The organism is Serratia sp. PL7 (assembly GCF_945957435.1).
In genome coordinates, this window is record NZ_CAMFLB010000001.1 from 195,949 (window position 1) to 218,088 (window position 22,140).

Here is a 22,140-nt window from a genome sequence, read left to right on the forward strand (position 1 = left end):
AGCCAGCAAGCATGGAAATTGCATTTTATCTGGCAGGTTTGATTGCGGTGGCCGCGACGATTCGCGTGATCACCCATACCAACCCTGTGCATGCGCTGCTGTATCTGATCGTCTCGTTACTGGCGATCTCGGCAGTCTTCTTCTCTCTCGGTGCCTACTTTGCCGCCGCGTTGGAAATCATCGTCTATGCGGGCGCCATCATGGTGCTGTTCGTGTTCGTGGTGATGATGCTGAACCTCGGCAACGTGCAGCAGCAAGAACGCGACTGGATGAAGCCGACGGTGTGGATCGGGCCTGGCCTGTTGTCACTGGCGCTGCTGGTGGTATTGATCGTCGCGATCCGCAGCGTATCCGATCAGGGTATCAGCGGCGAGATGGTCGACGCGAAGGCGGTGGGCATCAGCCTGTTCGGGCCTTACGTACTGGCGGTTGAGCTGGCTTCAATGCTGCTGCTGGCGGGTCTGGTTGTCGCCTTCCATATCGGCCGCGAGCACAAGCCTGGCGAGGTGCTGAGCAACGCGCCGGCGAGTGGCGAAATGGCGAGAAGAAAATCGGAGGAGCAAGCATGATCCCTCTTCAACATGGCCTGATCCTGGCGGCTATCCTGTTTGTGCTGGGGCTGACCGGGCTGCTGGTGCGCCGCAACCTGCTGTTTATGCTGATCAGCCTGGAAGTGATGATCAACGCTGCGGCGTTGGCGTTTATCGTGGCGGGAAGCTACTGGGGCCAGGCGGACGGGCAGGTGATGTACATCCTGGCGATCAGCCTGGCGGCAGCCGAGGCCAGTATCGGCCTGGCGCTGCTGCTGCAGCTCTACCGTCGTCGTCATACCCTGAATATTGATACTGTCAGTGAGATGCGCGGATGAACCTATTATATTTAACAATTCTGCTACCGCTGATCGGGTTCCTGCTGTTGGCATTTTCCCGCGGTCGTTGGTCTGAAAACACGGCGGCCACCGTCGGCGTGGGTTCTATCGGCCTGGCTGCGCTGGTCACGGTGTATGTGGCGATGGATTTCTTCGCCCAGAAAGCCGCCGGCGTGCAGCTGTTCGAGCAAAGCCTGTGGACCTGGATGGCCGTCGGTAACTTCAATATCGGCGTGACCCTGGTGCTGGACGGCCTGTCGCTGACCATGCTGTCGGTGGTCACCGGCGTCGGCTTCTTCATCCACATGTTCGCTTCCTGGTACATGCGCGGTGAAGAGGGCTATTCGCGCTTCTTCGCTTACACCAACCTGTTTATCGCCAGCATGGTGGTATTGGTGCTGGCGGACAACCTGCTGCTGATGTATCTGGGTTGGGAAGGCGTGGGCCTGTGCAGCTACCTGTTGATCGGTTTCTACTATAAAGATCCGGCCAACGGCGCGGCGGCGATGAAAGCCTTTATCGTCACCCGCGTGGGCGACGTGTTCCTGGCGTTCGCGCTGTTCATCCTCTACAACGAGCTGGGCACGCTGAACATCCGCGAGCTGATGATCCTGGCGCCGCAGAAACTGGCGGTGGGCGACACGGCCATCACCTGGGCGACCCTGATGCTGCTGGGCGGCGCGGTCGGTAAATCGGCGCAGCTGCCGTTGCAAACCTGGTTGGCGGACGCGATGGCGGGCCCAACCCCGGTTTCCGCACTGATCCACGCGGCGACCATGGTGACCGCGGGCGTCTATCTGATCGCCCGTACGCACGGCCTGTTCCTGATGGCGCCGGAAGTGCTGCACCTGGTGGGCATCGTCGGTGCGGTCACTCTGCTGCTGGCCGGCTTCGCCGCGCTGGTGCAGACCGACATCAAGCGCGTGCTCGCTTACTCCACCATGAGCCAGATCGGTTACATGTTCCTGGCACTGGGCGTGCAGGCATGGGACGCGGCGATCTTCCACCTGATGACCCACGCGTTCTTCAAGGCGCTGCTGTTCCTGTCGTCCGGTTCGGTGATCCTGGCTTGCCACCACGAGCAAAACATCTTCAAGATGGGCGGCCTGCGCAAGAGCATCCCGCTGGTGTACGTCTGCTTCCTGGTGGGCGGCGCGGCGCTGTCTGCGTTGCCGCTGGTCACGGCCGGCTTCTTCAGTAAGGACGAGATCCTGGCGGGCGCGATGGCCAACGGTCACATCAACCTGATGGTTGCCGGCTTGGTTGGTGCGTTCATGACCTCGCTGTACACCTTCCGTATGATTTTCATCGTGTTCCATGGCGAAGAGAAAATCAAAGCGCATGCCGGTAAAGGCATCACTCACCACCTGCCACTGCTGGTTCTGCTGGTGCTGTCTACCTTCGTCGGCGCGATGATCGTGCCGCCGTTGCAGGGCGTGCTGCCGGATACCACCGAACTGGCGCACGGCAGCGTGCTGACGCTGGAAATCACCTCTGGCGTGGTGGCTATCGTCGGCATTCTGCTGGCGGCCGCGCTGTGGCTGGGCAAACGCAGCCTGGTCAACAGCATCGCCAACAGCGCGCCGGGTCGTTTCTTCTCGACCTGGTGGTTCCATGCCTGGGGCTTCGACTGGCTGTATGACAAAGTGTTCGTCAAGCCGTATCTGGGCATTGCGAAGCTGCTGCAGCGTGATCCGCTGAACTCGCTGATGAACCTGCCGGCCGTCTTCTCCCGCTGGGGGAACCGCGGTCTGACGGTGAGCGAGAACGGTCAGGTGCGTTGGTATATAGCGTCTATGGGTGTGGGTGCAGTGGTCGTATTGGCTCTGTTGATTTTGGTTTAATTGAATAATTTAAACAGACGCATTTTTCGGGCGTAGCGCCGGGCAGGCGCTACGTACAAAGTTTGAAATTATTCGTATAAGGGACACAAAACGCCATGCTATTACCTTGGCTAATTCTTATCCCCTTTATCGGCGGTCTGCTGTGCTGGCAGCTTGAGCGCTTCGGTACTAAGGTGCCGCGCTGGATAGCGCTGATCGCAATGGGGCTGACGTTGGCGCTCTCTCTGCAGTTGTGGATGCAGGGCGGCTATACCTTGACCACGCCGAAAGGCATTCCGCAGTGGCAGAGCGAATTCCTGCTGCCGTGGATCCCGCGCTTCGGCATCTCCATCCACCTGGCGCTGGACGGTCTGTCGCTGCTGATGGTGGTGTTGACCGGTCTGCTGGGCGTGCTGGCGATCCTCTGTTCCTGGCGTGAAATCCAGAAGTATCAGGGCTTCTTCCACCTCAACCTGCTGTGGATCCTGGGCGGCGTTATCGGTGTGTTCCTCGCCATCGACATGTTCCTGTTCTTCTTCTTCTGGGAAATGATGTTGGTGCCGATGTACTTCCTGATCGCGCTGTGGGGGCACAAAGCGTCGGACGGTAAAACCCGTATCACCGCGGCGACCAAGTTCTTCATCTACACCCAGGCCAGCGGTCTGGTGATGCTGATTGCGATCCTGGGCCTGGTGTTCGTGCATTACAACGCCACCGGCGTGTGGACCTTCGATTACGAAGACCTGCTGCAAACGCCGATGTCCCACAACGTGCAATATCTGCTGATGCTGGGCTTCTTCATCGCCTTCGCGGTGAAAATGCCGGTGGTGCCGCTGCACGGCTGGTTGCCGGACGCGCACAGCCAGGCACCGACCGCAGGTTCCGTCGACCTGGCGGGCATCTTGCTGAAAACCGCGGCCTACGGCCTGCTGCGTTTCAGCCTGCCGCTGTTCCCTGAGGCTTCGCACGAGTTCGCGCCAATCGCCATGTGGCTGGGCGTGATCGGCATCTTCTACGGCGCCTGGATGGCGTTCGCGCAGACCGACATCAAGCGTCTTATCGCCTACACCTCGGTATCGCACATGGGCTTCGTGTTGATTGCCATCTACACCGGCAGCCAGCTGGCTTACCAGGGCGCCGTGATCCAGATGATCGCGCACGGTCTGTCCGCCGCCGGTATGTTTATTATCTGCGGCCAGCTGTATGAGCGTCTGCATACCCGCGACATGCGTCAGATGGGCGGCCTGTGGGGGCGTATCAAGTTCATCCCTGCGCTGTCGCTGTTCTTCGCCGTGGCTACGCTGGGGATGCCGGGTACCGGTAACTTCGTCGGTGAATTCATGATTCTGTTCGGCAGCTACCAGGTGGTGCCGGTGATCACCGTGATCTCTACCTTCGGTCTGGTGTTCGCTTCGGTTTACTCGCTGATCATGATGCAGCGCGCTTACTACGGTGCGCCTAAATCCGACCAGCCGCTGCAGGGCATGACCGCGCGCGAACTGTTCATCATTCTGCTGCTGGTGGTGTTGCTGGTTCTGCTGGGGGTTTACCCGCAGCCGATTCTGGATACTTCCAACGCGGCGATGAGCAACGTGCAACACTGGTTTGGTTCGTCAGTTTCAGCAATTTCAACAACAAGGCCGTAATTCGCCATGACAATAACTCCTCAACAACTGATCGCACTGCTGCCGCTGTTGATCGTCGGATTGACGGTGGTGGTTGTGATGCTAGGCATTGCGTGGCGACGCGACCACTTTATCAACGCCACCCTGACCGTGATCGGTCTCAACCTGGCGCTGCTTTCGCTGTACTTTGTCGGCCAGGCAGGCCCAATGGACGTCACCCCGCTGCTGCGGGTTGACGGTTACTCGATGTTCTACACCGGGCTGGTGCTGCTGGCGAGTCTGGCGACCTGCACCTTCGCCTATCCGTGGCTGGTCGGCTATCCGGATAACCGCGAAGAGTTCTACTTGCTGGTGCTGATCGCCGCCATGGGCGGCATCCTGCTGGCGAGCGCCAACCATCTGGCTTCGCTGTTCATCGGTATCGAGCTGATCTCGCTGCCGCTGTTCGGCCTGGTGGGCTACGCCTATCGTCAGAAGCGCCCGCTGGAAGCTGCCATCAAGTACATGCTGCTGTCCGCCGCCGCGTCGTCGTTCCTGCTGTTCGGCATGGCGCTGCTGTACGCTGAATCCGGCGATCTGTCGCTGGCCGGCCTCGGCAAGAGCCTGCAGGAAAACATGATGCACCAGCCGCTGATCCTGGCCGGTATGGGCATGATGATCGTCGGTCTGGGCTTCAAGCTGTCGCTGGTGCCGTTCCAACTGTGGACGCCGGACGTGTATCAGGGCGCGCCTGCGCCGGTCTCGACCTTCCTGGCAACCGCCAGCAAGATTGCGATCTTCGCGGTCGTGATGCGTCTGTTCCTGTATGCCCCGGCCGCCGACAACGAAGCGCTGCGTCTGGTGCTGTCGATCATCGCGTTCTGCTCTATCTTGTTCGGTAACCTGATGGCCATCAGCCAGACCAACATCAAGCGTCTGCTGGGCTACTCGTCGATCGCTCACCTGGGCTACCTGCTGGTGGCGCTGATTGCGGTGCAAACCCATCAGCTGTCGCTGGAAACCGCCGGCGTTTACCTGGCCGGTTACCTGTTCAGCAGCCTGGGCGCCTTCGGCGTGGTCAGCCTGATGTCCAGCCCGTACCGCGGCCCGGATGCGGATTCGCTGTTCTCTTACCGTGGTCTGTTCTGGCATAAGCCAATCTTGTCCGCGGTAATGACGGTGATGATGCTGTCGCTGGCCGGTATCCCGATGACGCTGGGCTTTATCGGTAAGTTCTTCGTGATCGCGATGGGCGTCAGCGCACACCTGTGGTGGCTGACCGGCGCAGTCGTGGTAGGCAGCGCCATTGGCCTGTACTACTACCTGCGCGTGACTGTCAGCCTGTTCCTCAGCGCGCCGGAATCGCTGCAGCGCGACACCCCGAACAACTGGGCGTTGACTGCCGGTGGCGTCGTGGTGCTGATCTCAGCCGCGCTGGTGCTGCTGTTGGGGGTTTATCCTCAGCCGCTGATTTCGCTGGTGCAGATGGCGCAGCCGACGTTCTGATAACGCTTCAGACGGTAAAAAGGTCGCTTCGGCGGCCTTTTTTATGGAGAAACGGCACTTAGCCGTAATGGGCGCTAAACGACGTTTCCAGCGCCTGCACCACCGCGCGCACGCGGGCGGCACGCTGCAAATCGGGATGCAGCACCAGCCAGATATCCACCCAGTCTTTATTCTCTGGCAACAGGCGCACCAGCTCCGGGTCTTTATCCGCCAGAAACGCGGAGAGCAGGCCGATGCCTAGCCCGCTGCGAGTGGCGGAGCGCAGCAGCAGCTGTGAATTGCATTGCAGCACGACGTTGGGCTCGTGCAGGGCTTCGCCGCAGAAATTGTTCCAGTGGCGCGGCACCAGCTCGCGCGGGAACATCAGCAGATCGTGACCGCGCAGCTGCTCGCCTTTGACCGGCATACCTCGCAGAGCCAGATAGTGCGGGCTGGCGTACAGGCCCATCTCGATGGTGGCCAGCCGCTTGATGATCAGTTCATCGTCATCGGGGCGTGCACCGCGGATCGCCAGATCCGCGCCGTGATAAGAGATATCGGCGATGTTCAGTGCCGTCAACAGCGTGACGGTGATGGCCGGATAGCGTTCCCGCAGATCTTGCAGCGCGGGTATCACGAAGGCTTCGGCCAGGGTATCGGTGGTGGCGATGCTCACGTGGCCGTGCAGGCTGTCATCGCCGCTGGCGGCTTTGCGGTTGATCGCCTGCACCGCATTCTCCATCTTCATCACGTCCGCCAGCATTTCTTCCCCCAACGGGCTGAGGGCGAAGGATTTCGGCGTGCGGATAAACAGCTTGGAACCGAGAGCGTCTTCGAAAGCGGAGAGCCGTCGACCGACGGTCGCCTGATCGACATGCAGCTGGTTGGCGGCTTTGCGTAGCGTGCCACAGCGTGCGACGGCCAAAAAGAAGCGCGCGTCGTCCCAATTCATCATGCCATTTCCTCTCTGCAGATTTGTCGGCGCCGTGGGGCACAGGCCGAGCCAGGCGAACAATAACGGTTTCTATCATAAAGCGTTGTTCTGCCCGGGGGGAGAGAAAGACGGTTAGCGGGCTGCACATCGGCGGTTATTTCTCTGGTGATGCAAGAATGCATCAGGGTGATTCATTCTTGACGATACTTCGCCCGTCGCCGGAACGCTATGATAAGCGCCGTTCCCGGCAGGCCGGGTGAGGAAAATGTCGACGGCAGGCCGCCGTCTGCCGTCTTTGGGAGTTGAAACATGTCAGAAAATACCGCCAGCCAGATTGCGGCGCCGCAAAATGCTCAGGCGTCGGGCAGGACAATTTTATTGTTCCTGGCGCTGGCTTTGATGTCGGCATTGCTGAACAGCAGCGCGCCGACGCCGCTTTATCCGCTGTATCAGCAGCAGCTTGCGCTAAGCTCGGTCAGTCTGACCGTCATCTACGGCGCCTATGCCGCCGGCGTGCTGATCTCTTTGTTCGGCGTCGGCAATCTGGCCGGCAAAGTAAAGGATTTACGCAGCATGATCGTGCCGGCATTGCTGGTGGTGTTGAGCGGCGCCCTGCTGTTCGCGCGGGCTGATACCTTTGCCATGATGCTGATGGCGCGGCTGTTGGCCGGGGTGGGCACCGGGGCGCTAACCGGCGCGGCGAACATCGCGTTGGTGCGGTTTGGGCCGCGCGACGGCGGCAAAAATGCGGCGTTGATCGCGACGCTGTCATTCACCACCGGATTGGCGCTGGGCCCGATCTTCAGCGGCATCGCCTTGCAGACCGGTTTCCATCCCACGACGCTGCCATTTGTTTTCATCATGGTCATGGCCGCCGTGGCTGCGTTGGGCGTGATGTTCTCGTGGCCGCGTGGCGTGGTTACGGCGCCGAGCCATGTTACGTCGGCCGAGACAGAAAAAAGCTCGCTGCTCGATGGCTTGCGCGCCACCGGCGGTAAATTCTTTGTGTGTGCAGGGGCTTTATTTATCTGTTGGGCGCTGGCCGCCAGTATTTTGGCAATCGGCCCCGGCGTGGCGGAAACGCTGTTAGGCCTGCACGCTCGTGGCGTCTTTGGCTATGCGATTGCGGTGTATCTGCTGATCGCCGGTATCAGCCAGATCCTGAGCCGCCGCGTTAACGCCCGTCATTCGCTGTTGTTCGGTTGCCTGGCGCAGGTGCTGGCGGCAGTGGTGTTCACCATGGCGATCCAGTGGCATTCTCTTGGGCTGGCGGCGGTGGGGCTGGTGGTGGCCGGCTATGCTTATGGCGCCATTTTCGTCGGCAGCGCGACCCTAGTGAACCTGATTTCGCCGCCGACCAGCCATGCGCGTTTGCTTTCGCTGTTTTACGTTATCGCTTATATCGCCAACTGGGTGCCGATCTTGCTGGGCGTGGTGGTCGATCGCGTCGATCTGAATCAGGCAACCCATTTGCTGTTCCTGGGCAGCACCGTGGTGTGCCTGTTGTTGGCATGGAAGACGTCCCGGGTGGGGTTCCCTCGCTAATTACTTTGTGATGAATGTCTATTTTTTATAATTAATGATTCTTTAATTACATTTATAATGTGATTTTAATCGCATAAATTGGCCTGTTTTCGGGTAAACTGCGCGCTTTCTTTTTGCTGCAGGTCACTTTATGAACGTTCTTTTCGCCATTGCCGTCACCACCGGGATCCTGTCCGGCGTTTGGGGATGGGTTGCCGTCAGTTTGGGCCTGATCGGTTGGGCCGGCTTTCTCGGCTGCACGGCGTATTTCGCCTGCCCGCAGGGCGGACTGAAAGGGCTGTTGATCGGCGCGTTGACCTGCTGCAGCGGCGTCTTCTGGGCAATGGCGATCATCCACGGCAGCGAACTGGCGCCGCAGTGGAATCTGCTGGGGTATCTGCTGACCGGCATCGTGGCGTTCCTGATGTGCATTCAGGCTAAACAGCAGTGGCTGGGATTCGTACCCGGCACCTTTATCGGCGCCTGTGCGACCTTCGCCGGCGGCGGCGATTGGCCGCTGGTGACGCTTTCCCTGCTGGTGGGCCTGCTGTTCGGCTATGCGATGAAAAACAGCGGTCTGTGGTGGGCGGCACGCAGCGATAAAGCCCGCGCTACGCCGCCGATGGACCCGAATGCCGGCTCAAACGGTGCCGCCGAGTGAGTTGCTGCCGCGCCGCTGTGCGGCAGTATCTCCTGATAACCAGGACGGTAACGCTGTTGAAAATTGTCTATTTTAAAAGGGATAGGTATTGACTCTTCCTGTAGGGATTGCGTGAGATCACGTTAAAAGTAACAGGGTTTCGTAACATTATTTTCAGTGATTCCCATCACGTTTTTACCGGTAACAATCGGCTGAGATAGAGGTCTGTCCGATTGGAGGCCTGAAGGCCGGGAATCACCATGCACAACCTGTTTTCTCTGGATAACAAAACCGTCTTAATCACTGGTGCCTCGCGCGGCATTGGTTTTCTGCTGGCGCGCGGCCTGGCACAGCAAGGCGCGCATATTCTGATCAATGCCACCACCGAAGAACATGCCCGGCACGCCGCCGATCGCCTGCGTGAAGAGGGGCTGCGCGCCGATGCGGCGGCGTTCGACGTCACCGACTCCCAGGCGGTGCATGCCGCCATCGACCGTATCGAAGCGGACATCGGCGCGATAGACGTCTTGATCAACAACGCCGGTATCCAGCGCCGCCACCCGTTCACCGAATTTCCGGAGCAAGATTGGGACGACATCATCGCCGTCAACCAGAAGGCGGTCTTCATCGTGTCGCAGACCGTAGCGCGTTATATGGTGCCGCGCCGGCGCGGCAAGATAATCAATATCGGTTCGATGCAAAGCGAGCTGGGGCGGGACACCATTACCCCTTATGCGGCGTCCAAGGGCGCGGTGAAAATGCTGACGCGCGGCATGTGCGTGGAGCTGGCGCGCTACAACATTCAGGTCAACGGCATCGCCCCCGGCTACTTCAAAACCGAGATGACGCAGGCGCTGGCCGACGATCCGGCCTTCACCGCCTGGCTGACCCAACGCACGCCTGCCGCGCGCTGGGGCGATCCTCAGGAGTTGATCGGCGCGGCGGTGTTCCTGGCCGCCGACGCCTCCGCCTTCGTCAACGGGCAGTTGCTGTTTGTCGATGGCGGCATGTCTGCGGCGGTGTAATCTTTTTTCGTGGAGTCTGGAGATGAAAATTCAAACCCAGTCCTGCATGGTCAATGGCAAGCGAGACGTGGCGGTGATCGCGCAAGAAGTGGATTATCGGGGGCAGGGAACGCTGGTAAAAATCAGCCGCGGCGGCATCTGCGGCTCGGATCTGCATTACTTCCAGGAAGGCAAGGTCGGCAATTTTCAGGTGCGTCAGCCGATGGTGCTGGGCCATGAGGTGATCGGTGAGGTGGTCGCCAGCGATTCGCCGCAGCTGCCGGTCGGGCAGAAGGTGGCGCTCAATCCCAGCAAACCCTGCGGGCAGTGCAAATACTGTCTGGCGCAGCAAAGCAATCAATGCGTCGAGATGCGCTTTTTCGGCAGCGCGATGTATTTTCCGCACGTCGACGGCGCTTTTACCCAATACAAAGTGGTGGATAGCGCGCAGTGCATTCCTTACGCTGCCGATCGCGACGACAGGGTAATGGTGTTCGCCGAACCGCTGGCGGTGGCTGTCCACGCGGCGAAGCAGCCCGGCGATGTGACGGGGAAAAAGATTTTCGTGTCCGGCGTTGGCCCGATCGGCTGCCTGCTGGTGGCGGCGCTGAAAGCGCTGGGCGCCGCCGAGATTGTCTGCGCCGATCTCAGTCCGCGCTGCCTGGCGATCGCGAGGCAAATGGGGGCCGATCGGTGCCTGCATGCCGCGGACGACGATTTTAGCGATTATCTGCAGGACAAGGGGTATTTTGAGGTCGCCTTTGAAGTGGCGGGGCACCCGCAGTCGCTGCAGCGCTGTCTGGAGATCACCCGCGCCAAAGGCACTGTGGTGCAGGTGGGCATGGGCGGCAGCTTCCCCGATTTTCCGCTGATGTTGTTGATTGCCAAGGAACTGAATCTGCTTGGATCGTTCCGCTTCGTGGCGGAGTTCGCGTTGGCGGTGGCCTGGCTGGCCGACGGCGTGATCGATCCGCTGCCGTTGCTGTCGGCGGAATTCGCCAGCGGGCAGTTGGCGCAGGCGCTGACGTTTGCCGGCGATAAACGCCAGGCTGCCAAGGTGCAATTGGTGTTTTAGGGTAAAAGTCCGATGGCCGCAGGCGGCGATCCTTGTCTATAGTGTAGGAACGCTTAATTTTTCAACCACGGAGATCTCACGATGGCAAGACATACGGATGCTGAGCAAACTACGCTGGATGACGATCTGAGAATGCTGACCGAGACGCTGGAAGAAGTGCTGCAATACACCGGCGACCGCGCGGATCAGGCCTACATCGACATCAAGTCGCACGCCGAGCAGGCGCTGAGTGAGGTCAAAGCGCGCTGGGCGAACACCGGCGAATCTTACTATGCGCGCGCCAAAGAAGCGGTGCACCGCACCGACGACTACGTGCGGGACAAACCCTGGCACAGCGTGGGCATCGGCGCCACCGTCGGGCTGGTGCTGGGATTGTTGCTGGCTCGCAAATAAACCATGCCATCGGGGCGGCGCAGGCCGCCCCGTGTTTTTCTTCAGACTGTGTTGTTCATTCCGCCGTTTTACCGAAAGCTTTTCCTTATCCCGCCTATACTTCCCGCTAGCCGCCGTTGGAGCACCCCTATTTCCCTTGTTTTTATATGGACGGATTGAGCCGACGCCGCCGCAAGTGTAAAGTGTTTGTGTATTTATTGTTTGTTTTTTGTTATAAATCAAATAATTATCTGGTGTAAACACCCAGGGATATACGGCGTTCTTGCGCTGGCGCAAAAGCCGTGAAAATAACACCTCATATAATACAGAGCGTAACTACAGGCGCGGCGTCTGTCGGCTGCGTCGGAGACGATCTCTGCTAACTGACTTGTGAGCGAACTATGTCGACAAGTGTTTTTAATCGCCGGTGGGCGGCTGTGCTGCTCGAGGCGCTGGCCCGCCATGGGGTGCGGCATGTTTGTATCGCTCCGGGATCGCGCTCCACGCCGCTGACGCTGGCCGCCGCGGCCAACCGATCGTTTATCTGCCATACCCATTTTGATGAGCGCGGGCTCGGTCATCTGGCACTCGGGCTGGCGAAGGCGGCGCGTGAGCCGGTGGCGGTGATCGTCACGTCCGGCACCGCGGCGGCGAACCTTTACCCGGCTTTAATCGAAGCCGGCCTGACCGGTGAACGGCTGGTGTTTCTCACCGCCGATCGGCCGCCGGAACTGATCGACTGCGGCGCCAATCAGGCGATCCGTCAAAACGGCCTCTACAGCAGCCACCCGACGCTGGCGATCGATCTGCCGCGTCCTACGCCGGATATTCCGGCCGCGTGGCTGGCCTCCAGCGTCGACAGCGCGATGGCGCGCTTGCAGCATGGCGCTTTGCATATCAACTGCCCGTTCGCCGAACCGCTGTACGGCGGCGATGAGCGTCACTATGCCGATTGGTCCGCCGCGCTGGGCGACTGGTGGCAGAGCGATCGGCCTTGGCTGCAGGAAAGCGAGACGCATGCAGTGCCATTGCCGCAGCCGGACTGGTTTTTCTGGCGACAAAAGCGCGGCGTGGTGCTCGCCGGCCGCATGAACGCACAAGAGGGCGCACAGGTGGCGGAATGGGCCGAAACGCTGGGTTGGCCACTGATCGGCGATGTACTGTCGCAGACCGGGCAACCGCTGCCCTGTGCCGATTTATGGCTCGCGCATCCGCAGGCGCAGCGCCTGTTGCAAGACGCGCAGCTGGTGGTGCAGTTCGGCGGCAGCTTGACCGGCAAACGCCTGCTGCAGTGGCAGGCGCAGTGCCGGCCGGAAGAGTATTGGGTCATCGACGAACTGCCGGGGCGGCTCGATCCGGCCCAGCACCGGGGGCGGCGCCTGCGCGCCTGCGTGGCGCAGTGGTTGGCGCAGCATCCGGCGCAACCGCGCGCGCCGTGGGCCGCCGGGCTGGCTGCGCTGGCGGATAAGGCGCTGACGGCGGCGTCCACGCATCTGTACGATAACTTTGGCGAAGCGCAGCTGGCGCACCGCCTGCCGGAACTGTTGCCGGAGAACGGCCAGCTGTTTCTCGGCAACAGCCTGGTGGTGCGACTGATCGACGCGTTAACGCCATTGCCCGTCGCTTACCCGGTATTCAGCAACCGTGGCGCCAGCGGTATCGACGGTCTGATTTCCACCGCCGCCGGCGTACAACGTGCCACCGCCAGGCCAACGTTGGCGGTGGTGGGCGACCTTTCCGCACTGTATGACCTCAATGCGCTGGCGCTGCTGCGCCACTGCTCGGCGCCGACGGTGCTGATCGTCGTCAATAACAACGGCGGCCAAATTTTCTCGCTGCTGCCGACGCCTGAAGAAGATCGTCAGCGCTTTTACTGCATGCCGCAGAACGTCGAGTTCAGCCATGCGGCGGCGATGTTCAAGCTTGACTACGCGCGGCCGGAGAACTGGAGCCAGCTGCAACAGGCGGTTGAGCAAGGCTGGCGGCGCGGCGGCGCCACGCTGATAGAACTGCAGGTGTCACCGAGTGAAGGGGCCGAAAGCCTGCAATACCTGGTACAACAGATGGCGGTGCAATGATGCTGGCGACGCGAATTTTGCAACAGGGCGAAGCGGGGCGTCCGTGGCTGGTGTGGCTGCACGGCCTGCTCGGCAACAACAATGAATGGCGGGTGATCGCCGCGCGCTGCCCGGAATGGCCGTCGCTGGCCATCGATCTGCCCGGCCACGGCGATTCCGTGGCGGTGGGCTGCCGCGGCTTCGACGACATCAGCGCGCAAATCGCCGCGACCCTGCAACTGCGCAATATTGAACGTTATTGGCTGGTGGGCTACTCGCTCGGCGGGCGCATCGCCATGTATCACGCTTGCCACGGCCTCCATGACGGCCTGCAAGGGGTGATCGCCGAGGGCGGCAATCCGGGGCTTGAGGACGAACAACAGCGCCGCGATCGTTGCGAGCAGGATGCGCGATGGGCGGCGCGTTTTCGCAGTGAGCTGATTGCCGAAGTCTTGGCGGACTGGTATCAGCAGCCGGTGTTCAAAGAGCTTAGCCATGTGCACCGCCAGGCGCTGATCGCCGCGCGTTCGGTCAACAGCGGCCCGGCGATTGCCGACATGCTCGAAGCCACCTCGCTCGGGCGGCAGCCTTATCTGGCGCCGCAGCTGCGCCAACTGACCGTGCCGCTGCGGGTGCTGTGCGGTGAGAACGATCCCAAATTTCAACGGCTGGCGCGCGACGCCGGGTTGCCGTTGCGCATCGTGCCGCAGGCCGGCCACAACGCGCATCTGGCCAATCCGCAGGATTTCGTCGCCGAGCTGCAGACCTTTCTCGTTAACCCTGGTTAAAGGAACCGAACATGCTTTATCCGAATGAAGAACACCTGTATGCCGCTATCGCCTGGCAGGATTGCACCGGCGATTTCGAAGACATCCTGTATCACAAATCCACCGACGGCATCGCCAAAATCACCATTAACCGGCCGCAGGTGCGCAACGCGTTCCGCCCGCAAACGGTCAAAGAGATGATCGACGCGCTGGCCAACGCCCGTTACGACGACGGCATCGGCGTCATTATTCTGACCGGCGCCGGCGATAAGGCCTTCTGCTCCGGCGGCGATCAGAAAGTGCGCGGCGACTACGGCGGCTATCGCGACGACAGCGGCGTACACCACCTCAACGTGCTGGACTTCCAACGCCAGATCCGCACCTGCCCGAAGCCGGTGGTAGCGATGGTGGCCGGCTATTCGATCGGCGGCGGCCACGTGCTGCACATGATGTGCGATCTGACCATCGCGGCGGATAACGCCATCTTCGGCCAGACCGGTCCGAAAGTGGGCTCGTTCGACGGCGGCTGGGGCGCGTCTTACATGGCGCGCATCGTCGGCCAGAAGAAGGCGCGCGAAATTTGGTTCCTGTGCCGCCAATACGATGCCGCCGCCGCGCTAGACATGGGCCTGGTCAATACCGTGGTGCCGCTGGCCGAACTGGAAAAAGAGACGGTGCGCTGGTGCCGCGAAATGCTGCAGAACAGCCCGATGGCACTGCGCTGTCTGAAGGCGGCGCTGAATGCCGACTGCGACGGCCAGGCCGGTTTGCAGGAGCTGGCGGGCAACGCCACCATGCTGTTCTACATGACCGACGAAGGGCAGGAAGGGCGCAACGCGTTCAACGAGAAGCGCCAACCGGACTTCAGCAAATTCAAGCGTAACCCGTAATGAGCGGAACAAACCGCAGCGCGGCGCTATACCGTTACAGCCTGCCGATGGAGGCGGGCGTGGTGCTGCGCAATCAACGGTTGAAAACGCGTGACGGGTGGGTGGTGCAGCTGTGTCAGGGCGAGCATGAAGGTTGGGGCGAGATCGCGCCGCTGCCGGAATTCAGCCGGGAAACGCCGGCGCAGGCCGAACAGGCCGCGTTGGGCTGGCTGCAGGCCTGGTTGGCGGGCAACGAACCGGAGCACAGCGCGTTGCCCTCGGTGGCCTTTGGGCTCAGCTGTGCGCAGGCCGAGCTGGAGCAGCGTTTGCCGATGCAGGCGGATTTTCGCAAGGCGCCGCTGTGCACCGGCGATCCGGATGAGCTGTTCGAGACATTGAGCGCTTTGCCGGGCGAGAAAGTCGCCAAGGTGAAGGTGGGGCTGTATGAGGCAGTGCGGGACGGCATGATCGTCAACGTGTTGCTGGAGGCGCTGCCGGATCTGCGGCTGCGGCTGGACGCCAACCGCAGCTGGACCCGCGCCAAGGCCGACGGCTTCGCCAGGTATGTTAACCCGGCGTGGCGCGATCGTATCGCCTTCCTGGAAGAGCCCTGCAAGACCCGTGATGAATCGCGCGACTTCGCCCGGGCGACCGGTATCGCCATCGCCTGGGATGAGAGCGTGCGGGAGGCGGACTTTGTGGTGCAGGCCGAGCCGGGCGTGGCGGCCATCGTGATCAAGCCGACGCTGGTCGGCAGCCTGGCGCGTTGCCAGACGCTGGTGGCGCAGGCGCACGCGGCGGGCCTGACGGCGGTGATCAGCTCCAGCCTCGAATCCAGCCTGGGGTTGACTCAACTGGCGCGCATCGCCCATTGGCTGACGCCGGATACCGTGCCGGGCCTGGACACGCTGGGGTTGATGCAGGCGCAGGTGCTGCGCCCGTGGCCGGGCAGCGCGTTGCCGCTGCTGGATGTCTCGGCGCTGGAGTGCCTATGGCGCCGTTGAACGATTGGCCGTGGCGACACTGGGCGCGCACTCAGCCGCAGGCGACGGCGCTGATGCTCGGCGAACAACCGCTGAGCTGGCTGGCGTTGCAGAGCCAGGTGGATGAGCTGGCGGCGGATTTCCAGCATCAGGGCGTTGAACCGGGCTGCGGTGTGGCGCTGTGCGGTAAAAACAGCTATCCGCTGCTGCTGGCCTATCTGGCGCTGTTGCAGTGCGGCGCACGCCTGTTGCCGCTCAATCCCGCCTTGCCGACGCCGCTGCTGGCGCAGCTGTTGCCGGAATTGGATATGACCTTTGTCTTCGGCCCGGACTCGTTGCCGGCGCTGCCGGAAGACGTGATTCGATTGACCCCGCCGTCGACCGAGCCGCGTTGGCCAGACCTGCCGACGTGGGATGCGCAGCGTCTGGCGACGCTGACGTTGACCTCCGGTTCCAGCGGCATGCCGAAAGCGGCCGCACACAGCTATGCCAACCATCTGGCCAGCGCCGCCGGGGTGTTGGGGCTGATGGCGTTTCAGCGCGAGGATTGCTGGCTGCTGTCATTGCCGCTGTTTCACGTCTCCGGCCAGGGTATCGTCTGGCGCTGGCTGGCGGCGGGCGCCCGGTTGGCGGTGCGCGAGATGCACCCGCTGAACGAGGCGTTGGCGGGATGCACGCATGCCTCGTTGGTGCCGACCCAGCTGTGGCGGCTGCTGGCGCAACCGCTGGCGGACATGACGCTGAAGGCGGTGCTGCTCGGCGGCGCGATGATCCCGGTGGAACTGACCGAGCGGGCGGAGGCGGCGGGGATCCGTTGCTGGTGCGGCTACGGGCTGACCGAACTGGCCTCCACGGTGTGCGCCAAGCGCGCCGATGCGCGGCCGGGTGTCGGCCTGCCGCTCGGCGGCCGCGAGGTAAAACTGGTGGATGAAGAGGTCTGGATCCGCGCCGACAGCCTGGCGCTTGGCTACTGGCGTCATGGCCATCTGCAGCCGTTGGCCGATGAACAGGGCTGGTTCCCGACCCGCGATCGCGGCGCGATGATCGAGGGGGAGCTACGCATTCTCGGCCGGCTGGACAACCTGTTTTTCAGTGGCGGCGAAGGGGTGCAGCCGGAAGATATCGAACGCGTGCTGGCGGCGCACCCGCAGATATCGCAGGCGTTTGTGGTGCCGGTGGCGGACGCCGAGTTCGGCCAGCGGCCGGTGGCGGTAATCGATGGCGATCCGTCGCTGTCGTTGGCGGCGTTGCTTGCCTGGTCGCAGGATAAGCTGGCCAATTTCCAACGCCCGACGGCGTTGCTCCCGCTGCCTGACGAGCTGAAAAACGGCGGCATCAAGATTTCGCGCCGCCGGTTGCAGCGGTGGGTGGCGCAGCGTCTCTCTGAGGCATAAAAAAGCCGCCCGTAAGGGCGGCTGAGTGAATGATGCAGGGGGATTATTTCAGCCCCAACGCCTTGGCGACGCCGGCGCCGTAGTCGGGGTGCACCTTGGTGAACAGCTCGACCTGACGGCGCTGGATGTGTTCCGGCACCTGCGACAGTTCGCCGGCGATGCGGGTGAACATGCGCTGGTGCTCTTCGGCGCTCAGCAGGTTGAACAGCGCGCGCGGCTGGCTGTAGTAATCGTCGTCTTCACGATGATTCCAGTGGTCGGCCGCGCCCTCAATGCTCAGCGGCGGCTCGCTGAAGTCCGGCTGCTCCTGGAACAGGCCGAAGCTGTTCGGTTCGTAGGTGGCGCCGTTGCCGCTGTTGCCGTCCACGCGCATCGCGCCGTCGCGATGGTAGTTGTGGAACGGGCATTTGGCGCCGTTCACCGGGATCTGGTGGTGGTTGACGCCCAGGCGGTAGCGGTGCGCATCGCCATAGGAGAACAGGCGGCCCTGCAGCATTTTATCCGGCGAGAAACTGATGCCCGGCACCACGTTAGCGGGGTTCATCGCCACCTGCTCAACCTCGGAGAAGTAGTTGTCGGGGTTGCGGTTCAGCTCGAAAAAGCCGACGTCGATCAGCGGGTAGTCGCCGTGCGGCCACACCTTGGTTAGGTCGAACGGGTTGTATGGCGTCTGCGAGGCCTCATACTCCGGCATGATCTGAATTTGCAGCTTCCAGCGCGGGAAGTCGCCGCGTTTGATCGCATCGAACAGATCGCGCTGTGAGCTTTCGCGATCCTTGGCGATGATCGCTTCCGCTTCTTCATCCATCAGGTTTTCAATGCCTTGCTCGCAGCGGAAGTGGAATTTCACCCAGAAACGTTCGTTGGCGGCATTGATAAAGCTGAAGGTGTGGCTGCCGAAACCGTGCATGTGACGGTAGGATTTCGGAATGCCGCGATCGCTGAAGTCGATGGTCAGCTGGTGCAGCGACTCCGGCAGGTGGGAGAAGAAGTCCCACTTGTAGACTGGGTTGCGCAGGTTGGTATGCGGATCGCGTTTCACCACGTGGTTGAGATCGGGGAATTTCAGCGGATCGCGCAGATAGAACACCGGCGTATCGTTACCCACCAAATCCCAGTTGCCTTCTTCGGTATAGAACTTCATGGCGAAACCGCGAATGTCGCGCTCGGCGTCGGCGGCGCCGCGCTCACCGGCGACGGTGGAGAAGCGGATAAACATGTCGGTCTGCTTACCGATTTCGGAGAAGATCTTGGCGCGCGTGTAGCGGGTGATGTCGTGGGTAACGGTAAAGGTGCCGTAGGCGCCGGAACCCTTGGCGTGCATGCGACGCTCGGGGATGACTTCACGGTCGAAGTGGGCCAGTTTTTCCAGGAACCACACGTCCTGCAACAGCATCGGGCCGCGTTTGCCTGCGGTGATCACGTTATTGTTATCGACAACCGGGGCGCCGGCTGCGGTGGTCAGTCCTTTCTTGCTCATCACTTGCTCCTTATCGTAGTGCAGTTAAGTAAAGACTCGGGCGGTTTAAGCGTTCATCAGCATAGTCCTTTGGCGGGGCTTCTTCCCCTGACCTTGGTCAAAGCCACTACTAGTTGTAGCCCTATTGCCGAGCGACGGCAAATAGGTCTCGGTTATCGTTGGCATCGCCTTGACGAATATGGATTTTTGTTTGCAAATTTTTACATTTATTTGATTATTGAAGAATTTTTTCGCTTTTATCCCTTAAATACTCATTGCGCTTTGGTATAGACTCATGACGTTATTATTATGCGTTGATTCGATCATTCGGTACGGATGACAAACCAGAGGGAAAGATGATGAAAAAGACTTGGGTCGCGTGCGCGGCAGGATTGCTGTTTGTGACCGGTGCGGCGAACGCCATCAGCGTGTCGGGCGAAGCCGGGCAACACTACACCAACCTGGGCGTTGGCATGAGCACCGGCTCTTCAGGTCTGGGCTTGACCGGCAACTGGGCGCGCAGCGACCACGACGGCAACGTCGGCAGCGTGGGGTTGAACTTCGGTGTGCCGCTGGGGCCGTTGACGGCGACCGTAGGTGCCAAAGCGCTGTACCTCAGCCCGAAAGACGGGAAGAGCGGCGGGGCGGTCGCGCTGGGCGGCGGCCTGGAGTGGGAGATCAACCGCTACTTCAGCCTGCACGGCGAAGGTTACTTTGCGCCTGACTCTTTCACCAGCGGCGTGAAGGCCTATAACGAAGCCAGCGGCGGCCTGCGCTGGAAGTTCCGTCCGCTGAGCGTGGACGTGGGCTACCGTTACATGCAGATGGAAGGCAAAGACGGGCGTCGCGACAACACCCTGGCCGATGGCCCTTATGTCGGTGTCGGCCTGAGCTTCTAAGGCCGGCTGACGGGCTGCGGCCCATCGCGTTTTCCGAATCCCTCGGTCCTTGGCCGGGGGATTTTTATTTGTGCCATCAACGGGAAATCCATCCGGACTCTGAATGGCAAAAGATTAAATAATTTAAAGACTCGACGATCGGCATCGCCATAGGCGAGCACATGCCGTAAAATACGTAATATAAATATTTATATAACGATATGGACGTCATGACTTACCGAAATCCACTGGCGGCGCTGATGCCGCTGCTTGCCTCACTCTTTCCTTATACCGCTGCGGCGCAGGCCGATCGTGACGAGGTGTTGACCGTCACCGGCCACGCGTTATCCCCCGCGACGGAAAGCGCATCCGGCGCCGGTTTTAAAACGCCGGAGATTGAACTCGGGCCGCTGGGTACCAGGGCCTGGATCGATACGCCTTATTCTTCCACCACCGTGACCCAACCGATGATCAATAATCAGCAGGCGAAAAGCGTCGCCGAATTGCTGAAATATTCACCGAGTACGCAGATGCAGGCTCGCGGCGGCATGGACGTCGGGCGGCCTCAAAGCCGCGGTATGCAGGGCAGCGCGGTGGCGAACAGCCGCCTGGATGGGTTGAACATTGTCTCCACCACGGCCTTTCCCGTTGAAATGCTGGAACGGCTGGACGTGCTCAACAGCCTGACCGGTGCGTTGTATGGCCCTGCGAGCCCGGCCGGGCAGTTCAACTTTGTGGCGAAACGCCCGACGCCGCAACCGTTACGCGAGGTGACGCTCGGGTATCAGAGCCGCAGCGCCTTCAGCGGCCACGTCGATCTCGGCGGCCATCTCGACGACGACAATATGTTTGGCTATCGCATCAATGCCCTCAACGAAGAGGGCGAAGGCAGCGTTGACGACAGTACCTTGCGCCGTCGGCTGTTGGCCGTGGCGTTCGATTGGAATATCAAGCCGGGCACGCAGCTGCAGCTGGACGCCAGCCATTACGAGTTTCTGCAAAAGGGTTACCCCGGCGGCTTCAGCTATGGGCCGAATGTTCCGTTGCCCTCCGCCCCTAATCCGCAGAATAAACACCTGGCGCTCGAGACGGCGGGCAACGATTTAACCACCGATACCCTCAGCACGCGCCTGATTCATTACTTCAATGACGATTGGTCAGTCACGGGCGGCATAGGGTGGCAACAGGCAGATCGCGCCATGCGTTCGGTATCCAGCACTCTGCTCAACGGCAGCGGCGATATCAAACGGTCGATGAGCGACTCCAGCGCTTCGGGGCGATTTCGGGTGTTGAGCAATACGCTGGCGCTGAACGGCCATGTCGATACCGGTTCGGTGGGGCATGAGTTGGCGCTCGCTACGACGGGCTACGTCTGGTCTATCTACAGCGGCAAGGGGGCCAGCCGGCGCTACGATTTGGGCATCGACAATATGTACCATCCGTCGGCGCTGCATGAGCCGGGCGACGGAAAAATCCCCAAGAACGGCGCGCGCTATAAATCCAGCGAGAACAGCCAGCAGAGCGTGACGTTCGGCGATACGCTGACATTCAATCCGCAGTGGTCGGCGATGCTGTATTTAAGCGAAAGCTGGTTGCAGACGCGGAATTACAGCGCTGACGGCAAGAAAATCGAAGAAGACAATCAGCAGGGTTTCAGCCCGAATGCGGCGTTGATGTACAAAATCACCCCGACGCTGATGGCCTATGTCAGCTATGCCGACTCGTTGGAGCAAGGCGGTACGGCCCCGTTGGGGGAAGGCGTGAAGAACGAAGGGCAGACGCTCAAACCCTACCGCAGCCGGCAGTATGAGGTTGGCCTGAAAGCCGACGTCGGGGAAATGAACCTCGGCGCCGCGTTGTTCCGCCTCAAGCGGCCGTTCGCTTATGTTGACGCCGAAGACCGTGTGTACAAGGAGCAAGGCGAACAGGTTAACAATGGCCTGGAGCTGACGGCCGCTGGGCGCGTGGGTGACGGGCTGAGCCTTTTTGGCGGCGTCACTCTGCTCGATCCGCAACTGAAAGAGACGGTTTCCGACAGCACACGCGACAAACGCGTGGTCGGTGTGCCGAAGGTGCAGGCCAATATGCTGGTGGAGTACAGCTTGCCGTCGATGCCGCAATGGGTCTATAGCGCCAACGTGCACTATACCGGCAAGCGAGCGGCGAACGACACCAACAGCACCTGGGCTGACAGTTACACCACGCTGGACCTGGGGGCCCGCTACGTTACCCGGATTCATTCTGTGCCTGCGACCTGGCGGCTGGCGGTCAATAACGTCACTAACGAACATTACTGGGCCTCTATTTTCCCGTCGGGCACGGATGGCAATGGCGGTTCGTCGAGCGCCTTTCTCGGCAACGGCCGTGAAGTGCGCGCATCTGTCACGTTCGACTTCTGAGGGCG

General features: G+C 61.0%; 19 protein-coding genes. 17 read left to right on the forward strand and 2 right to left on the reverse strand.

Annotation, left to right across the window (positions count from 1 at the left end; genetic code table 11):
- Window positions 1-11 precede the first annotated feature (11 nt).
- The 5 genes from nuoJ (at window position 12) to nuoN (ending at window position 5,801) form a co-directional block, all read left to right on the forward strand.
- Window positions 12-569, forward strand: a complete 558-nt coding sequence (gene nuoJ / locus N6G83_RS01005; protein WP_019453717.1) for an NADH-quinone oxidoreductase subunit J — start codon at window positions 12-14, stop codon at window positions 567-569.
- Window positions 566-868 (forward strand): NADH-quinone oxidoreductase subunit NuoK, encoded by a 303-nt coding sequence (gene nuoK / locus N6G83_RS01010; protein WP_004936014.1) that lies wholly within the window; start codon window positions 566-568, stop codon window positions 866-868. Before nuoJ ends, nuoK begins: the two co-directional genes overlap by 4 nt.
- Window positions 865-2,712, forward strand: coding sequence for an NADH-quinone oxidoreductase subunit L (gene nuoL / locus N6G83_RS01015; protein ID WP_019453716.1), 1,848 nt, complete (start codon window positions 865-867; stop codon window positions 2,710-2,712). Before nuoK ends, nuoL begins: the two co-directional genes overlap by 4 nt.
- 95 nt (window positions 2,713-2,807) lie before the next feature.
- Window positions 2,808-4,337 carry an NADH-quinone oxidoreductase subunit M gene (gene nuoM / locus N6G83_RS01020; RefSeq protein ID WP_025303660.1) on the forward strand — a complete coding sequence of 510 codons (1,530 nt, stop codon included), beginning with the start codon at window positions 2,808-2,810 and terminating at the stop codon, window positions 4,335-4,337.
- A gap of 6 nt (window positions 4,338-4,343) precedes the next feature.
- Window positions 4,344-5,801, forward strand: a complete 1,458-nt coding sequence (nuoN, locus tag N6G83_RS01025; RefSeq protein WP_025303659.1) for an NADH-quinone oxidoreductase subunit NuoN — start codon at window positions 4,344-4,346, stop codon at window positions 5,799-5,801.
- A 58-nt stretch (window positions 5,802-5,859) separates the two neighbouring features.
- Here the strand turns inward: nuoN and N6G83_RS01030 are convergent, their stop codons facing one another.
- Window positions 5,860-6,735 (reverse strand): LysR family transcriptional regulator, encoded by an 876-nt coding sequence (locus N6G83_RS01030; RefSeq protein WP_260514375.1) that lies wholly within the window; start codon window positions 6,733-6,735, stop codon window positions 5,860-5,862.
- A gap of 288 nt (window positions 6,736-7,023) precedes the next feature.
- Here N6G83_RS01030 and N6G83_RS01035 point away from each other — a divergent pair, with 288 nt between their 5' ends.
- The 10 genes from N6G83_RS01035 (at window position 7,024) to menE (ending at window position 17,399) form a co-directional block, all read left to right on the forward strand.
- Window positions 7,024-8,259: an MFS transporter gene (locus N6G83_RS01035; RefSeq protein WP_167324472.1), complete on the forward strand. Its 1,236-nt coding sequence runs from the start codon at window positions 7,024-7,026 to the stop codon at window positions 8,257-8,259.
- Between the two features lie 130 nt (window positions 8,260-8,389).
- Window positions 8,390-8,899, forward strand: a complete 510-nt coding sequence (locus N6G83_RS01040) for a DUF1097 domain-containing protein (protein ID WP_025303656.1) — start codon at window positions 8,390-8,392, stop codon at window positions 8,897-8,899.
- Window positions 8,900-9,138: 239 nt separating this feature from the next.
- Window positions 9,139-9,903 carry a gluconate 5-dehydrogenase gene (gene idnO / locus N6G83_RS01045; protein WP_025303655.1) on the forward strand — a complete coding sequence of 255 codons (765 nt, stop codon included), beginning with the start codon at window positions 9,139-9,141 and terminating at the stop codon, window positions 9,901-9,903.
- A 22-nt stretch (window positions 9,904-9,925) separates the two neighbouring features.
- Window positions 9,926-10,957: an L-idonate 5-dehydrogenase gene (gene idnD, locus N6G83_RS01050; protein WP_260514378.1), complete on the forward strand. Its 1,032-nt coding sequence runs from the start codon at window positions 9,926-9,928 to the stop codon at window positions 10,955-10,957.
- 81 nt (window positions 10,958-11,038) lie between these two features.
- Window positions 11,039-11,350: a stress response protein ElaB gene (gene elaB / locus N6G83_RS01055; RefSeq protein WP_025303653.1), complete on the forward strand. Its 312-nt coding sequence runs from the start codon at window positions 11,039-11,041 to the stop codon at window positions 11,348-11,350.
- A 380-nt stretch (window positions 11,351-11,730) separates the two neighbouring features.
- Window positions 11,731-13,407: a 2-succinyl-5-enolpyruvyl-6-hydroxy-3-cyclohexene-1-carboxylic-acid synthase gene (menD, locus tag N6G83_RS01060; protein WP_260514379.1), complete on the forward strand. Its 1,677-nt coding sequence runs from the start codon at window positions 11,731-11,733 to the stop codon at window positions 13,405-13,407.
- Window positions 13,404-14,174, forward strand: a complete 771-nt coding sequence (gene menH / locus N6G83_RS01065) for a 2-succinyl-6-hydroxy-2,4-cyclohexadiene-1-carboxylate synthase (RefSeq protein WP_260514381.1) — start codon at window positions 13,404-13,406, stop codon at window positions 14,172-14,174. The genes menD and menH overlap by 4 nt, the downstream gene beginning before the upstream one ends.
- Before the next feature lie 11 nt (window positions 14,175-14,185).
- Window positions 14,186-15,043 (forward strand): 1,4-dihydroxy-2-naphthoyl-CoA synthase, encoded by an 858-nt coding sequence (gene menB, locus N6G83_RS01070; RefSeq protein WP_025303650.1) that lies wholly within the window; start codon window positions 14,186-14,188, stop codon window positions 15,041-15,043.
- Window positions 15,043-16,026, forward strand: coding sequence for an o-succinylbenzoate synthase (gene menC / locus N6G83_RS01075; protein WP_060447946.1), 984 nt, complete (start codon window positions 15,043-15,045; stop codon window positions 16,024-16,026). Before menB ends, menC begins: the two co-directional genes overlap by 1 nt.
- Complete coding sequence (gene menE, locus N6G83_RS01080) at window positions 16,014-17,399, forward strand: o-succinylbenzoate--CoA ligase (RefSeq protein WP_260514384.1); 1,386 nt, start codon at window positions 16,014-16,016, stop codon at window positions 17,397-17,399. The genes menC and menE overlap by 13 nt, the downstream gene beginning before the upstream one ends.
- Before the next feature lie 43 nt (window positions 17,400-17,442).
- Here menE and katA read toward each other — a convergent pair whose 3' ends face one another.
- On the reverse strand, window positions 17,443-18,879 hold the full coding sequence (gene katA, locus N6G83_RS01085; RefSeq protein ID WP_260514386.1) for a catalase KatA: 1,437 nt from the start codon (window positions 18,877-18,879) through the stop codon (window positions 17,443-17,445).
- 338 nt (window positions 18,880-19,217) lie between these two features.
- Between katA and N6G83_RS01090 the strand changes: the two genes are divergently transcribed.
- Complete coding sequence (locus N6G83_RS01090) at window positions 19,218-19,757, forward strand: YfaZ family outer membrane protein (protein WP_038876374.1); 540 nt, start codon at window positions 19,218-19,220, stop codon at window positions 19,755-19,757.
- A gap of 200 nt (window positions 19,758-19,957) precedes the next feature.
- The gene (locus N6G83_RS01095; protein WP_409529432.1) at window positions 19,958-22,135 is read left to right on the forward strand and encodes a TonB-dependent receptor; all 2,178 of its coding nucleotides are present in this window, start codon (window positions 19,958-19,960) and stop codon (window positions 22,133-22,135) included.
- Window positions 22,136-22,140 lie beyond the last annotated feature (5 nt).

Excerpts from the sequence above, each read along its gene's own strand:
- nuoJ (WP_019453717.1), top strand. The coding sequence starts at position 12 with ATGGAAATTGCATTTTATCTGGCAGGTTTGATTGCGGTGGCCGCGACG.
- nuoK (WP_004936014.1), top strand. The coding sequence starts at position 566 with ATGATCCCTCTTCAACATGGCCTGATCCTGGCGGCTATCCTGTTTGTG.
- nuoL (WP_019453716.1), top strand. The coding sequence starts at position 865 with ATGAACCTATTATATTTAACAATTCTGCTACCGCTGATCGGGTTCCTG.
- nuoM (WP_025303660.1), top strand. The coding sequence starts at position 2,808 with ATGCTATTACCTTGGCTAATTCTTATCCCCTTTATCGGCGGTCTGCTG.
- nuoN (WP_025303659.1), top strand. The coding sequence starts at position 4,344 with ATGACAATAACTCCTCAACAACTGATCGCACTGCTGCCGCTGTTGATC.
- N6G83_RS01030 (WP_260514375.1), bottom strand. The coding sequence starts at position 6,735 with ATGATGAATTGGGACGACGCGCGCTTCTTTTTGGCCGTCGCACGCTGT.
- N6G83_RS01035 (WP_167324472.1), top strand. The coding sequence starts at position 7,024 with ATGTCAGAAAATACCGCCAGCCAGATTGCGGCGCCGCAAAATGCTCAG.
- N6G83_RS01040 (WP_025303656.1), top strand. The coding sequence starts at position 8,390 with ATGAACGTTCTTTTCGCCATTGCCGTCACCACCGGGATCCTGTCCGGC.
- idnO (WP_025303655.1), top strand. The coding sequence starts at position 9,139 with ATGCACAACCTGTTTTCTCTGGATAACAAAACCGTCTTAATCACTGGT.
- idnD (WP_260514378.1), top strand. The coding sequence starts at position 9,926 with ATGAAAATTCAAACCCAGTCCTGCATGGTCAATGGCAAGCGAGACGTG.
- elaB (WP_025303653.1), top strand. The coding sequence starts at position 11,039 with ATGGCAAGACATACGGATGCTGAGCAAACTACGCTGGATGACGATCTG.
- menD (WP_260514379.1), top strand. The coding sequence starts at position 11,731 with ATGTCGACAAGTGTTTTTAATCGCCGGTGGGCGGCTGTGCTGCTCGAG.
- menH (WP_260514381.1), top strand. The coding sequence starts at position 13,404 with ATGATGCTGGCGACGCGAATTTTGCAACAGGGCGAAGCGGGGCGTCCG.
- menB (WP_025303650.1), top strand. The coding sequence starts at position 14,186 with ATGCTTTATCCGAATGAAGAACACCTGTATGCCGCTATCGCCTGGCAG.
- menC (WP_060447946.1), top strand. The coding sequence starts at position 15,043 with ATGAGCGGAACAAACCGCAGCGCGGCGCTATACCGTTACAGCCTGCCG.
- menE (WP_260514384.1), top strand. The coding sequence starts at position 16,014 with ATGGCGCCGTTGAACGATTGGCCGTGGCGACACTGGGCGCGCACTCAG.
- katA (WP_260514386.1), bottom strand. The coding sequence starts at position 18,879 with ATGAGCAAGAAAGGACTGACCACCGCAGCCGGCGCCCCGGTTGTCGAT.
- N6G83_RS01090 (WP_038876374.1), top strand. The coding sequence starts at position 19,218 with ATGAAAAAGACTTGGGTCGCGTGCGCGGCAGGATTGCTGTTTGTGACC.
- N6G83_RS01095 (WP_409529432.1), top strand. The coding sequence starts at position 19,958 with ATGGACGTCATGACTTACCGAAATCCACTGGCGGCGCTGATGCCGCTG.